Source organism: Sphingomonas sp. 2SG (assembly GCF_005503285.1).
GTDB classification, from domain to species: Bacteria; Pseudomonadota; Alphaproteobacteria; order Sphingomonadales; family Sphingomonadaceae; genus Sphingomonas; species Sphingomonas taxi.
Genome location: NZ_SCMZ01000030.1, coordinates 14,783 through 29,020, shown reverse-complemented (window position 1 = coordinate 29,020; position 14,238 = coordinate 14,783). Strand labels below are relative to the sequence as shown.

11 protein-coding genes are annotated in these 14,238 nt (G+C 67.0%); 7 read left to right on the top strand and 4 right to left on the bottom strand.

All coding sequences use genetic code 11. The features are described 5' to 3' along the window. Genes carB through carA form a run of 3 tightly spaced genes read right to left on the bottom strand, consistent with a single transcriptional unit; the run spans position 1 to position 4,707 of the window. Entirely contained in the window at positions 1-3,324 is a 3,324-nt protein-coding gene (gene carB / locus FFS23_RS13025) for a carbamoyl-phosphate synthase large subunit (protein WP_137898936.1), read from the bottom strand. A gap of 1 nt (position 3,325) precedes the next feature. Next, on the bottom strand, positions 3,326-3,529 hold the full coding sequence (locus FFS23_RS13020) for a DUF4177 domain-containing protein (protein ID WP_038660871.1): 204 nt from the start codon (positions 3,527-3,529) through the stop codon (positions 3,326-3,328). Then, positions 3,526-4,707 carry a glutamine-hydrolyzing carbamoyl-phosphate synthase small subunit gene (gene carA, locus FFS23_RS13015; RefSeq protein ID WP_137898935.1) on the bottom strand — a complete coding sequence of 394 codons (1,182 nt, stop codon included), beginning with the start codon at positions 4,705-4,707 and terminating at the stop codon, positions 3,526-3,528. Before carA ends, FFS23_RS13020 begins: the two co-directional genes overlap by 4 nt. Positions 4,708-4,851: 144 nt before the next feature. Between carA and FFS23_RS13010 the strand changes: the two genes are divergently transcribed. From FFS23_RS13010 to rpoD, 3 genes are all read left to right on the top strand, one after another. Then, entirely contained in the window at positions 4,852-5,304 is a 453-nt protein-coding gene (locus FFS23_RS13010) for a GatB/YqeY domain-containing protein (RefSeq protein WP_038660877.1), read from the top strand. Between the two features lie 409 nt (positions 5,305-5,713). After that, positions 5,714-7,594 (top strand): DNA primase, encoded by a 1,881-nt coding sequence (gene dnaG, locus FFS23_RS13005; protein ID WP_137898934.1) that lies wholly within the window; start codon positions 5,714-5,716, stop codon positions 7,592-7,594. Then, positions 7,594-9,630, top strand: a complete 2,037-nt coding sequence (rpoD, locus tag FFS23_RS13000) for an RNA polymerase sigma factor RpoD (RefSeq protein ID WP_137898933.1) — start codon at positions 7,594-7,596, stop codon at positions 9,628-9,630. Before dnaG ends, rpoD begins: the two co-directional genes overlap by 1 nt. A 117-nt stretch (positions 9,631-9,747) precedes the next feature. On the opposite strand, the gene FFS23_RS12995 is transcribed toward rpoD, so the two are convergent. Further along, a complete protein-coding gene (locus tag FFS23_RS12995) occupies positions 9,748-10,338 on the bottom strand; it encodes a TetR/AcrR family transcriptional regulator (protein ID WP_137898932.1) in 591 nt (196 codons plus the stop codon). A 112-nt stretch (positions 10,339-10,450) separates the two neighbouring features. Between FFS23_RS12995 and FFS23_RS12990 the strand changes: the two genes are divergently transcribed. The 4 genes from FFS23_RS12990 to FFS23_RS12975 all read left to right on the top strand — a co-directional run bounded on the left by FFS23_RS12990 (position 10,451) and on the right by FFS23_RS12975 (position 14,194). Continuing rightward, on the top strand, positions 10,451-11,641 hold the full coding sequence (locus FFS23_RS12990) for an MFS transporter (RefSeq protein WP_171009482.1): 1,191 nt from the start codon (positions 10,451-10,453) through the stop codon (positions 11,639-11,641). Between the two features lie 348 nt (positions 11,642-11,989). After that, positions 11,990-12,307 (top strand): iron transporter, encoded by a 318-nt coding sequence (locus tag FFS23_RS12985; protein WP_137898930.1) that lies wholly within the window; start codon positions 11,990-11,992, stop codon positions 12,305-12,307. After that, on the top strand, positions 12,304-13,851 hold the full coding sequence (locus FFS23_RS12980) for a PepSY-associated TM helix domain-containing protein (protein ID WP_171009481.1): 1,548 nt from the start codon (positions 12,304-12,306) through the stop codon (positions 13,849-13,851). Before FFS23_RS12985 ends, FFS23_RS12980 begins: the two co-directional genes overlap by 4 nt. Further along, positions 13,844-14,194 (top strand): hypothetical protein, encoded by a 351-nt coding sequence (locus tag FFS23_RS12975; RefSeq protein WP_137898928.1) that lies wholly within the window; start codon positions 13,844-13,846, stop codon positions 14,192-14,194. Before FFS23_RS12980 ends, FFS23_RS12975 begins: the two co-directional genes overlap by 8 nt. The last annotated feature ends 44 nt before the right edge of the window (positions 14,195-14,238 follow it).

Sequence of the window (14,238 nt, the reverse complement as noted above, 5' to 3'; positions counted from 1 at the left end):
TCAGTTGTGCGACTGCGAATAGTAGGATTGCAACGGCCGTACTTCAAGGGAGGTGACCCCGATTGCCGCCGCCGCCTGCACGCTGGCCGGCGCGGTGGTAAAATACGGAATCTTCTGCGCCAGCGCCGCCTGACGGATCGGCTTCGAATCCTTCAGGCTTTGCCACCCCTCGGTGGTGTTGAAGATCAGCGTCACCTCGCCGTCCATGATCCGGTCGAGGATATGCGGCCGCCCCTGCGCAACCTTGTTCACCTTCTCCACCGTCAGCCCAACGGTTTCGAGGTAATCGGCGGTGCCGCCGGTCGCGAGCACCTTGAAGCCATGCGCGAGCAACGACTTCACCGCCGGCACGATATGCGGCTTGTCGCCGCTCTTGACGCTGACGAACGCGGTGCCGCCGGTCGGCAGCACCGTGCCCGCGCCGAGCTGCGACTTGGCGAAGGCGGTGGTGAAATCGGGGTCGATCCCCATCACCTCGCCGGTGCTCTTCATCTCGGGCGACAGCACCGGGTCAATGCCGGGGAAGCGGTTGAACGGGAACACCGCTTCCTTGACCGCATAATAATCGATGTGGCGGTCGATCGGCGGCAAGTCCCTGAGCATCTCGCCCGCCATCACCCGGCTGGCGATCTTGGCGATCGGCACGCCGATCGCCTTGGCGACGAACGGCACGGTGCGCGACGCGCGCGGGTTGACCTCGATCAGATAGACCTCGCCGTCCTTCACCGCGAACTGGATGTTCATCAGCCCCTTGACCGACAGCGCATGCGCCAGCGCCACCGTCTGCCGCTCGATCTCGGCGATCGTCTCGGGGGTCAGCGAATAAGGAGGGATCGAACAGGCGCTGTCGCCCGAATGGACGCCCGCCTCCTCGATATGCTGCAACAGGCCGGCGACGACGACATCCTCGCCGTCGCAGATCGCGTCGACGTCGACCTCGATCGCGTCGCGCAGATACTGGTCGATCAGCACCGGGCTCTCGCCCGACACCTGCACCGCGGTCTGGATGTAATCGTCGAGCTGCTGGAGCGAATCGACGATCTCCATCGCGCGCCCGCCGAGCACGTAGCTCGGCCGCATCAGCACCGGGTAACCGATCCGCTCCGCCGCCGCGACCGCCTCGTCGCGGCTGCGCGCGAGGCCATTCGCCGGCTGCTTGAGGCGCAGCTTGTTGACCAGCGCCGCGAACCGCTCGCGGTCCTCGGCGAGGTCGATCGCATCCGGGCTGGTGCCGAGGATCGGGATCCCCGCCTTCTCCAGCGCGCGCGCGAGGTTGAGCGGCGTCTGCCCGCCGAACTGGACGATCACGCCGACCAATTCGCCGCGGCTCTGCTCGACGTGCAGGATCTCCAGCACGTCCTCGGCGGTCAGCGGTTCGAAATACAAGCGGTCGGACGTGTCGTAATCGGTGCTCACCGTCTCCGGATTGCAGTTGATCATGATCGTCTCATAGCCCGCATCGGCGAGCGCGAAGCAGGCGTGGCAGCAGCAATAGTCGAACTCGATGCCCTGCCCGATCCGGTTCGGCCCGCCGCCGAGAATCACCACCTTGCGGCGATCCGACGGCATGCTCTCGTCCTCGGGCTCGCCGAAGCTCGGCGCTTCATAGGTCGAATACATATAGGGCGTCTTGGCGTCGAACTCCGCCGCGCAAGTGTCGATCCGCTTGAACACCGGACGCACGCCGAGCCGGTGGCGCAGGCTGCGCACCTCGTCCTCGGTGACGCCGCCGGTCATCGCCACCACCGCATCGTGGATCAGCCCCGAGCCGCGCGCGATGCCGCGCGCATTGCCACGCAGATTGGCCGATTGCAGCGCCAGATAGGCGAGCCGTTTGTCGCTGAACCCCATCGCCTTGAGCCGGCGCATGCCGGCGGCCTCGATCGGCAGGCCGTTGGTGCTGACCTCCTCCTCGGCGGCGACGATCTCGGCGAGCCGTTCGAGGAACCATGGATCGAACTTGGCGATCGCATGGATTTCGGCGACCGTGAAGCCCTCGCGCAGCGCCTGCGCGGCGACCAGCAGCCGGTCCGGCGTCGCCACCGCGAGTGCCGCCTCGATCTCCGCGCGCGGCGCGCCGACCAGCCGCTCGACCGCGTTGAAGCCCGACAGGCCGGTTTCCAGCCCGCGCAGTGCCTTCTGCATCGATTCGTGGATGTTGCGGCCGATCGCCATGACCTCGCCGACCGACTTCATCGCGGTGCCGAGCACCGATTCGGCACCCTTGAACTTCTCGAAGGCGAAGCGCGGGATCTTGGTGACGACATAGTCGATCGTCGGCTCGAACGATGCCGGCGTCGCGCCGGTGATGTCGTTCTCGATCTCGTCGAGCGTATAGCCGACCGCCAGCTTGGCGGCGACCTTGGCGATCGGAAAACCGGTCGCCTTGGACGCGAGCGCCGAAGACCGCGACACGCGCGGGTTCATCTCGATGACGACGAGGCGGCCATCCTTGGGGTTGACCGCGAACTGGACGTTGGAGCCGCCGGTCTCGACGCCGATCTCCCGGAGTACCGCGATCGATGCATTGCGCATGATCTGATATTCCTTGTCGGTCAGCGTCAGCGCCGGCGCGACGGTGATCGAATCGCCGGTGTGGACGCCCATCGGATCGACATTCTCGATCGAGCAGATGATGATGGCGTTGTCGTTGCGATCGCGCACCACCTCCATCTCATATTCCTTCCAGCCGAGCAGCGATTCCTCGATCAGCACCTCGGTGGTCGGCGACGCGTCGAGGCCCTTGCGGACCATGTCGACGAACTCCGAGCGGTTGTAGACGATGCCGCCGCCCGACCCGCCCATCGTGAAGCTCGGCCGGATGATCGCCGGCAGGCCGGTGATCTCGAGGCCGGCGAGTGCCTCCTCGACGGTATGCGCGATCGCCGAGCGGGCGCTTTCCAGCCCGATCTTGGTCATCGCGTCCTTGAACTTGAGCCGGTCCTCGGCCTTGTCGATCGCCTCGGCGTCGGCACCGATCATCTGCACGCCGAACTTCTCGAGCGTGCCGTCGTGGAACAGCGCCAGCGCGGTGTTGAGCGCGGTCTGCCCGCCCATCGTCGGCAGGACCGCGTCGGGCCGCTCCTTCTCGATGATCTTGGCGACCACCGCGGGGGTGATCGGCTCGACATAGGTGGCGTCGGCCAGTTCGGGATCGGTCATGATCGTCGCCGGGTTCGAATTGACCAGGACGATGCGATAGCCCTCTTCCTTGAGCGCCTTGATCGCCTGCGTGCCCGAATAATCGAACTCGCACGCCTGCCCGATGACGATCGGCCCCGCGCCGATCACGAGGATGGAGGAGATGTCGGTGCGTTTGGGCATATTATGCGGGCTTCTTAAAGATGAACATGATCTCGCTGGTCGTACCCCCGGCTTCGTAGCTCGGGGTGCTCACCAGTTCCCAACCGTCCATGCCAAAATTTAGGAGAGCTTGATCCACCGTGATCTCGGCGGATTCACCCTTCCACGTGTAGCGCAGCAAGCCGGCTTGCAGTGTCGCGGTCTTGTAAAGCCAGCGACTGCTCACCGCAGCGACCCCACGAACCGCTCGAAGAGGTACAGGCTGTCCTGCGGCCCCGGCGACGCCTCCGGGTGATATTGCACCGAGAATGCCGGTCGATCGGTCAGCTCCAGCCCTGCGTTCGAGCCGTCGAATAGCGACACGTGCGTCTCGCGGACGTTGGCGGGCAGCGAGTCCCGTTCGACCGCGAAGCCGTGGTTCATGCTGGTGATCTCGACCGCGCCGTCGGACAGGCGCTTGACCGGATGGTTGGCGCCGCGATGGCCCTGGAACATCTTGGTCGTCGTCGCGCCGACAGCGAGGCCGAGCAACTGATGCCCCAGACAGATGCCGAACAGCGGCTTGCCGGTGTCGAGCAACTGCCGGATCACCGGCACCGCATAGTCCCCGGTCGCCGCGGGATCGCCGGGACCGTTGGACAGGAAGATGCCGTCGGGGCCGAGCGCCATCACCTCGTCGAACGTCGCCGCGGCGGGCAGCACCGTGACCTTCGCGCCGGCATGGACCAGATTGCGGAAGATATTGTGCTTGCTGCCGTAATCGATCGCAACGACATGCGGGCGCTCGCCCTCGTCGGCACCGGCGTAACCGAAGCCGAGCCGCCACGGCCCGCCCTCGCGGCCCTCGCCCCACGCATAATGCGTCGCGGTGGAGACGTCCTTGGCGAGGTCCATCCCCTCCAGCCCGGGCCAGCCCTGTGCCATCGCCAGCAGCGCGTCGAGGTCGAACTCGCCGCTCGCCGAATGCGCGACGACGCCGTTGGGCGCGCCACCCGCGCGGATGCGGCGGGTCAGCGCGCGCGTGTCGATCCCGGCGAGGCCGATCCGTGCATGGCGCTGCATCCAGCCGTCGAGCCGCTCGACGCTGCGGAAGTTCGACGGCGCGGTCACGTCCTCGCGGACGATCATGCCGAGCGCGTGCGGCGCGTCCGCCTCGATATCGTCGGGGTTGGCGCCGACGTTGCCGATGTGCGGGAAGGTGAAGGTGATGATCTGCCCGGCGAAGCTAGGGTCGGTCATGATCTCCTGATAGCCGGTCATCGCGGTGTGGAAGCACACCTCGCCGACCGCGGCGCCTTCCGCCCCGAAACCGCGACCCCAGGCCACATCACCGTTGGCGAGGACCAGAACACCCGTCGCGCCGTCAGGCTTCGCAGGCATGGCAATGGGCTTGGCGTCGGCCATGGCTTGGCGGGCACTCCTACAGATTTCGTCTATGTCGCTAAGTGGCGCCCGCTAGACCCCTGCCCCCCTCAGGTCAACCGGTTCACGGGCGGCCGTTCCTCCGCTAGGCTCGGCCGCTTCCAGTGTTTCTTCGAGAGCTTCCCCATGATTCGCGACGACATCAAGGCCGCCCAGGTCACCGCCATGAAGGCCGGCGACAAGGAATCGCGCAATGCGATCAGCCTGATACAGGCCGCCATCAAGAACCGCGACATCGAGCTGCGGACCAGCGGCAACACGCCCGACGACGATGCGGTGGTGGTCGAGGTGTTGCAGAAGATGGTCAAGCAGCGCCGCGAATCGATCGCGATGTACGAGACCGGCGGCCGCCAGGAACTCGCCGATGCGGAAAAGGCCGAGGTCGCGGTGATCGAACGCTTCCTCCCGGCACAGATGAGCGAGGCGGACACCACTGCCGCGATCCTCGCGATCAAGGAGGAGCTCGGCGCTACGGGCATGAAGGACATGGGCCGGGTGATGGCCGAACTGAAGGCGCGCCATGCCGCCAGCCTCGACATGAGCAAGGCGAGCGGCTTGGTGAAGGCGGCGCTGTCCTAAGCATCACGCGAAGCCGCGGCGAAGATCGGGTCACGCGGAGGCGCGGAGGGAAGAAGGGTTGGTTCGCGCAGAGGCGCAGAGGCGCAGAGGTGTCGCGCCTGTAGTACGCGACACCTCCCACTCATTCGTTACCCCGGCGAACGCCGGGGCCCACGGTTGCGGTGAGGCCCGAGGTTGCGCGCCACCGTTCCACCAGCGCGTCAATGGGTCCCGACGTTCGTCGGGATGACGAACCGGGCAGCGGCAGCTTTCTCTCGTGAGGCGATCACGCCTCCTCCCCATAAGCGACACCTCCACGCCTCTGCGCGAACCAACCTTCTTCTTCTCTTCGCGCCTTCGCGTCTTCGCGCGAAACACCCCCAAACCGACTTGCCGAAAGCCGCCGCAGCGCGCATGGTAAAATCACGGCATGAGTCTCTCCCCTGCCTTTCTGGACGAACTGCGTGCCCGCACGTCGTTGTCCGCTTTGGTCGGCAAGACGACCAAGCTGCAAAAGGCCGGCCGCGAGATGCGCGGCTGCTGCCCCTTCCATAACGAGAAGACCCCGTCCTTCTACGTCAACGACGACAAGGGCTTCTATCACTGCTTCGGCTGTTCCGCGCACGGCGACGCGATCAAGTGGATGACCGACCAGCGCGGCCTGCCGTTCATCGACGCGGTCAAGGAGCTCGCGCAGGCCGCCGGGATGGAGATGCCCGCGCAGGACCGCGCGTCCGCCGCCAAGGCCGAGCGCGCCAAGGGCCTGCACGAGGCGATGACCGACGCCGCCACGTGGTTCACCGAGCAGCTCAACGGCATCGGCGGCGCCGAGGCGCGCGCCGTGCTCGCCAAACGCGGCATCACACCCGAAACCGCCCGCGCCTTCGGCATGGGCTTCTCCCCCGACAGCCGCGGCAAGCTCAAGACCGCGCTCAAGGACTATGGCGACCCCGCGCTGGTCGAATGCGGCCTGCTGATCCAGGTCGACGGCAAGGAGCCCTATGACCGGTTCCGCGGCCGGCTGATGATCCCGATCCGCGACGCGCGCGGGCGGACGATCGCCTTCGGCGGCCGCGTCATCGGCGAGGGCGAACCCAAGTACCTCAATTCCCCTGATACGCCGCTCTTCGACAAGGGCCGCACGCTCTACAATCTCGACCGCGCCGCCCCCGCCGCGCGCAAGTCGGCGCGCATCCTCGTCGTCGAGGGCTATATGGACGTGATCGCGCTGGCGCAGGCGGGGATAAGCGACGCCGTCGCCCCGCTCGGCACCGCGCTCACCGAGGCGCAACTCGAACGGCTCTGGCGGATCAGCGACGTGCCGATCCTTTGCCTCGACGGCGACAGCGCCGGGCAGAAAGCGGCCTTGCGCGCCGCGCATCGCGCGATGCCGATGCTCGGCAACGGCCGCAGCCTCGCCTTCGTCACTTTGCCCGAGGGCCAAGACCCCGACGACCTCGTCCGCGCCGGCGGCCGTCAGGCGATGGAGGCGCTGCTCCAGCAGCCGCAGCCCTTGGTGGAGCGCTTATGGCAGAGCGAGGTCGCCGCCGGCCCGCTCGACACGCCCGAACAGCGCGCCGGGCTCAAGCAGCGGCTGCACGAGCTCGCCGCGACGATCGCCGACCCGTCGGTGCGCAAGGAATATGAGAACGAGTTCAAGAACCGCTTCTACGAGCATTTCGCGCCCAAGCGCCGCGCCTTCACCCCCGCCGCCCCGCGCGCGCAGGGCAAGCGCGGCCCCGACGGCCAGTGGAAACAGCCGATCGCGCCGCCGACCGACGACGTGAAGGCGTTCCACGCCGCCGGCATCGATCCGGTCATCGCCAAGGCGATCCTCGCCGGGCTGATCCGCCACCCGGTCGAGATCGCTCGGCACATGGAGGTGCTCGGCAGCCTCAAGCTGATCGGCGGCGCGCTCGGCCGGCTGTTCGAGGCGGTGGTCGACGTCGCGCTGGAGGACCAGGCGCTTGATAGCGCGCGCCTGCGCACCATATTGGCGAAATCCGGTTTTGATGCGATCGCAAGCGATTTGTTGAGAGCCGATACGATGCCCTATTCGTTCACGCAAAGCGGCGGCGATCCCGCCCGCGCCCGTGCCGACCTCGACGAAGCGATCGCCATCATGGTGGCGCGCCCGGAAGTCGACATGGCACTCGGTGAAGCGACCGCCTCGATGCAGGCGCACTTCACCGCCGAGGCGTTCGAACGACAAGTGGCGTTGGTGAAAGAGAAACAGGGCTTGGAGCTTCGACTTGCAAATCTGGTGCAGTCGAACGAAGACGCCCGATCGTTTGGATCCGAGGGTAATTGATGGCGAAGGTTAACGGTAACGGTGGCGATGAGGGTGCGGACGTGACCGACGCGCCGCTGATCGACCTCAATGACGCCGATATCAAGAAGCTGGTCGCCCGCGCCAAGAAGCGCGGATACATCACCTACGACCAGCTCAACGAGGCGCTGCCCCAGGATCAGATGTCGTCCGACCAGCTCGAGGACATCATGTCCGCGCTGAACGAGATGGGCGTCAACATCGTCGAGAACGAGGAAGCCGGCGAGGACGGCGACGAGAAGGAGCAGGCCGAGGACGACGAGGCCGAGCCCGTCGAGGCCGACGGCGACGGCTCCGCCGCGCCCGCGCTCGAGACCAAGAAGAAGGAGACCGTCGATCGTACCGACGATCCGGTCCGCATGTACCTGCGCGAGATGGGCGCGGTCGAGCTGCTCAGCCGCGAGGGCGAGATTGCCATCGCCAAGCGGATCGAGGCGGGTCGCGACACGATGATCCTCGGCCTGTGTGAATCGCCGATCACCTTCAACGCGATCATCGACTGGTCGACCGCGCTCAACGAGGGCACGATGCAGCTGCGCGAGATCCTCGATCTCGACGCGATGCTGTCCAAGGGTCCGTCGGCCGAGCAGGTCGAGGGCGCCGAGGACGACGAGTCGGGCGAGATCAGCGAGAAGACCGCCGGCGCCAGCTTCAAGGAAGAGGAAGAGCCCGAGGAGCCGTCGGCCGACGAGGACGACGAATCCGGCGAGGGCCGCGTGCCCCGTCCGTCGGACGACGAGGACGAGGACAATACGCTCAGCCTCGCGCAGATGGAGGAGACGCTCAAGCCGCAGGCGCTCGAGCGGTTCGCCAACATCACCGCGCTCTACAAGAAGTTCAGCAAGATCCAGCAGGCGCGCCTCGACGCGATGCAGGCCGGTGGCGAGCTGTCCGCCGCGGACGAGCGCAAATATCAGAAGCTGCGCGAGGACCTCACCGCCGAGGTCGAGAGCGTCCAGTTCCATAATGCCAAGATCGAATATCTCGTCGATCAGCTCTATGCCTTCAACCGGCGCCTGACCGCGCTGGGCGGCCAGATGCTGCGCCTCGCCGAGCGCCACAAGGTCAGCCGCAAGGACTTCCTCGACCGCTATGTCGGCCACGAGATGGACGACACGTGGCTGCAATCGGTCGGCAAGCTCGACAAGAAGTGGACCGCCTTCGCCACCAACGAGGCCGATGCGGTCGACCGCATCCGCGGCGAGATCAGCGAGATCTCGCAGCAGACCGGCATGGCGCTCACCGAATTCCGCCGCATCGTCAACATGGTGCAGAAGGCGGAGCGCGAGGCGCGCATCGCCAAGAAGGAAATGGTCGAGGCCAATCTGCGCCTCGTCATCTCGATCGCCAAGAAATACACCAACCGCGGGCTGCAATTCCTGGATCTCATCCAGGAGGGCAATATCGGCCTGATGAAGGCGGTCGATAAGTTCGAATATCGCCGCGGTTACAAGTTCAGCACCTATGCGACCTGGTGGATCCGGCAGGCGATCACCCGTTCGATCGCCGACCAGGCGCGGACGATCCGCATCCCGGTGCATATGATCGAGACGATCAACAAGCTGGTCCGCACCAGCCGCCAGTTCCTCCACGAGCAGGGCCGCGAGCCGACGCCGGAGGAGATGGCCGAACGGCTGTCGATGCCGCTCGAGAAGGTGCGCAAGGTGATGAAGATCGCCAAGGAGCCGATCAGCCTCGAAACGCCGATCGGCGACGAGGAGGATTCGCACCTCGGCGATTTCATCGAGGACAAGAATGCGGTGATCCCGGTCGATGCGGCGATCCAGGCGAATCTCAAGGAGACGGTCACCCGCGTCCTCGCCAGCCTGACGCCGCGCGAGGAGCGCGTGCTGCGCATGCGCTTCGGCATCGGCATGAACACCGACCATACGCTCGAGGAAGTCGGCCAGCAGTTCAGCGTGACGCGCGAACGCATCCGCCAGATCGAGGCGAAGGCGCTGCGCAAGCTCAAGCACCCGAGCCGCAGCCGCAAGATGCGCAGCTTCCTAGACCAGTAACGCCGCCGACGATTGCGATTGCGAAGGGGCCGCCGGAGACGATCCGGCGGCCCCTTCCATTTGGATCGACTGACGCGGCCGAGGCCGGGACCGCGCCACCATCCGACACAACCGACGCTAGGCCGGCCGGAGCGCCGCCAGCGCGGGCGCCACCAGCCCCTCCAGTTCGCCGCGCGATGCACCGTCCCGCGCCTGGAACGAGATCGCCTGCATGATCCCATGATAGAAAGCGGCGAGTTGCGCCGGATCGCTATCCGGCGCGAGTTCGCCCTCATCGATCCCGCGCATCAACCGCGCCTGCAGCAACGCCACCGTCCGCCGCCGGGCGACCCGCAGATAGTCGCAGGCGCCGGATACGCCGGGCTGGCCATGAACCACGCCGAGGATCAGCAGGCACCCCGCCGCCCCGTTGGACAACGCGACATCGATGCTTTCGGCGAGCACGCCGGCAATCGCGGCATGCACGGTAGGCGCCGCGAGCGCGATCATCGGCCCCGACCCGATCGTGGCGATATACAGATCGACCGCTTCGCGGAATGCCGCCTCCTTCGATCCGAATGCGGCGTAGAAGCTCGGCGGCGTCACCCCGATCGCGGCGGTCAGGTCGTTCAGCTGCGCACCGTCATATCCCTTCGCCCAGAACACCTCCATCACGCGGCGTAGCGCGATGTCCCGGTCGAAACTGCGCGGGCGTCCCCTCGTCGCCATACAAATCCTTTCTGTAGTGCAATTTATATAATCTCTTGACGCCTTGCGGCAAGCGCCATAGCTTTTCTATAAATTTCGATACAGAAATAGGTGTCTTGTCATGACCGGGACCATGTCGACCATCGCTGTCGCCGCCCCCTCGCCCGCCTCATCGCGCGCGATTCCACCTGCGGTGTGGCTGCTGGCGATGACGACCTTTGCGATCACCAGCTCGGAATTCATGGTCGCGGGGATGCTGCCGATGCTCGCGCGGGCGTTCGACGTTTCGATCGGATCGATCGGTTATCTCATCTCGCTCTACGCGCTCGGCATGGCGGTCGGCGGACCGTTGGTCACCGCACTGCTCCTCCACCTCAAGGTACCGCACCGACGCGGGCTGATATGGCTGCTGGCCTTGTTTCTCGGCGGCAGCCTGATCGCGGCGACCGCGCTGGGCTATCCGGCGATGGCGATCGGCCGGGTCATCCAGGGTGTGGCGAGCGCCGGATATTTCGGGGTCGCCCTGACGATCTGCGCCGAACTGGTCGCCCCCGATCTGCGCGGCCGCGCAGCGTCCTATGTGCTGGCGGGGCTGATGCTCTCTCCGGTGGCGGGCGTGCCGACGCTTGCGCTGATCGCAGGGGCGGCGGGGTGGCAGGCCGCGTTCTGGACGATCGTGGCGGTCACGCTCGTCTGCATTGCGTTGATCGCCACCGGCCTGCCCGCCTCGCCCCCCGACGCGGATATCGATCTGGGACGAAGCGCCGCCGCATTGCTGTCCGTGCGACTGTGGGCGGTCTATGCGACGAGCGGGCTCGTCATCGGCGCGACCTTCGCGGCATTCAGTTATGTCGCGCCGATCTTCACCACCGTGACCGGACTGTCGTCCCGCTCGATCCCGTTGCTGCTTGCCGGCTATGGCGTGGCCAACATCCTCGGCAATATCGTCATCGGACGGTTCGCCGATCGCTTCACCATCCTCATACTGGCGTCCGGGCTCGCCACGCTGGCCGCGGCGCTGGCGGTGTTGGCGCTGTGCGCCACGGTGCCGGCGGCGGCGATCGCGGCGTTCCTCGTCATCGGCCTCGTCGGCGTGGCGCTAAATCCGGCGATGGTCGCGCGGGTGATGCGCGCCGCGCATCCGGGGCCGCTGGTCAACAGCCTGCACACGTCGGTCATCACCGCGGGGCTGGCGCTCGGCACCTGGGCGGGCGGCGCGGCGATCGATCGGGGTTATGGCCTCACCGCGCCGCTCTGGGTCGGAGTCGCGCTGGCGATACTGGGTCTGCTCAGTCTCGCCCCGCCCTCGCTCCGCCGCGCATGACGGTCACCGATCCACATCTTGGAACGGTATCTTTTCATCGGGATGTCTGACGCGGCGGCTGCGGTATCCGGAGAAGGAAATGCGCTGTCCTACAGGACGCCGCCTTGCTACCATTAACCCGCTCTTTCCCATCGCCGCAGCATCGTGTTCCCGAATAAGGGCGATCCAGCCGTTGCCCGACTTACACTTCAAAACGAAAACGATAGGAGTGCATCGTTTCCATTAAGGTGTCCATCTTGTCCACGTTGCCGCAATTCGGCCACAATCTCGGATGCCGCAACTTCGCTATTGATAGGCGTTCGCAAGACCGTCTATAGAAGCCGCCATGGCCGCTCCGACGACCCCCCGATGCTGATGCAGGCGAGCCCGCCCTGCCCGACCCCGACGCCGGCCGCGACGGCCCGCTGGTCGATGGTCGCGCGCTGCTTCACCGCATTGGTCGGCGGTTACGGCGCCGCCGCGGCGCTCGCCACGCTCCTCGCCCGGCTGCTGCCGATCGACCGGGCCGAGGCGACCGCGCTCGGCATGATCCTCTCCGTCCTGCTCTACGCGCTCATCGGCCTGTGGTGCTTCCACGAACCCCGACTCGGCCGGGTCGCCGCCTGGACATGGGGTCTGGCGATCGGCGGCGGCGCGCTGGTCTGGCTGCTGGGGTTGCGGCCGTGAACGGCAATCTGCGACAGAATATGGCGTGGATCCACGGCTGGCTCGGGCTCGTCGCCGGCTGGATCCTGTTCGCGATGTTCCTGACCGGCACCGCGAGCTATTTCCGCCCGGAGATCACCCGCTGGATGCAGCCCGAGATCGCGGCGGCCCCGGTCCCGGCCGCCACCGCCGCACGCAGCGCGGTCGCCTATCTGCAAACCGTCGGCGCCGACGATGCGGCTTGGTACATCCTGCTGCCCAACGAGCGCGACGTCGTCACCCGCGTCTACGCCCAGCCCAACGCCAAAGCGGTCGCCAAGCCGCGTCGCCGCGAGGAACTGGTGCTCGACGGCGCCACCGGCCGGCCCGTTGAGGGGCGCGACACCCGCGGCGGCGAGCATTTCTACCGCTTCCACTTCCAGCTGCAATTGCCTTACCCCTGGGGGCGCTTCCTCGCCGGCCTGTGCGGGCTGTTCATGCTCGGCGCGATCATCTCGGGCGTGGTGACGCACAAGCGCATCTTCGCGGACTTCTTCACCCTGCGCTGGAACAAGGGGCAGCGCAGCTGGCTCGACGCGCACAACGTCTCCGCCGTGCTGGCCCTGCCCTATCATGCGGTCATCACCTATACCGGCATCATCACGCTGATCGCGATGTACATGCCATGGCCGGTCACCGCCAATTATGCCAAGCCCGAAGACTTCTACAACGCCGCTTACGGCATACCGGCGGAACAGCCCGCCACCAGGCGCGCCGCGCCGCTGGTCGCCGTCGCGCCGCTCGTCGCCGATGCCGAGCGCCGCTGGGGCGCGCCGGCAGCACGGATCGTCGTCAGCAACCCCAATGATGCCGCCGCCACCGTCACCGTCTATCGAACGCCCCGCGCCTCGCTCAACGCCCGCGGCCCCTCGCTGACCTATGCGGGCAGCACGGGCGAGTTGATCGCACAGGCCGGCGATCCCGGGCCGGCGCTCGCCACCGCCGGGGTGATGCTCGGGTTGCACGTCGCGCAATTCGCTGGACCCGCGCTGCGCTGGACGCTGTTCGGGCTCGGCCTGACCGGCGCGGCAATGGTCGGCACCGGGCTGTTGCTGTGGACCGCGGCGCGGCGCCGACCGAACGCCAGGCCGTTCTTCGGCCTGAAGCTGGTCGAGCGGCTCAACATCGCCACGATCGTCGGTCTCCCGATCGGCATGGCCGCGTTCCTGCTCGCCAACCGCTTGATTCCAGCCGATATGGCCGCGCGCGCCGATTGGGAGGTCAAGGCGATGTTCTGGACCTGGGCCGCGGTGGCGGTCGGCCAGTTCGCCCGCCCCGCCCGCCGCGCCTGGCCCGAGGGCTTCGCTCTTGGGGCACTGGTCTTCCTCGCGATCCCAATTGCCGACGCGATCACCACCGGCCGCGGCCTGCCCGGCTCGCTGCTCGCCGGCGACTCGCTGTTCGCCGCCTTCGACCTCGCGATGCTCGCCATTGCGCTGCTGCTCGGCGTCGCGAGCTGGCGCGCCGGCAAGCCGCCGCGTCAGGTCCCCCGCCGCACCCGCCAAGCCGAGACGATCCATGCCTGAGACCATCCTGCTCTCCGCCACCGCCTGGCTGCTGTTCGCCGGCGCCTCGTTCCGCTTCCGGCGGGAGGCCGGGACGAACGGGCGCGGCGACGTCCGCCTGCTCCGTATCGTCGCATCGGCGTTGCTCGCGATCGCGCTGCTCCATTGCGGCGCGCCGCTGACCGGCGAACGCTGGGTCCACCTGCTGACCGGCGCGTCGATCGGCGCGGTGCTGGTGGTGCTGGCGCTGTCTGCGCAGCCGGTCCATGCGATGGCGCCGGTGCGCTGGCTGCTGCTTGCCAAGCGCCGTGCGATCGCCCCGATCAAGGCGATGCTGCGGCCGCAGACCACCGCCAACGGCTGACGCAAAAAGGGCGCAGGAGGAAGCCTCCCGCGCCCTATCTGTCA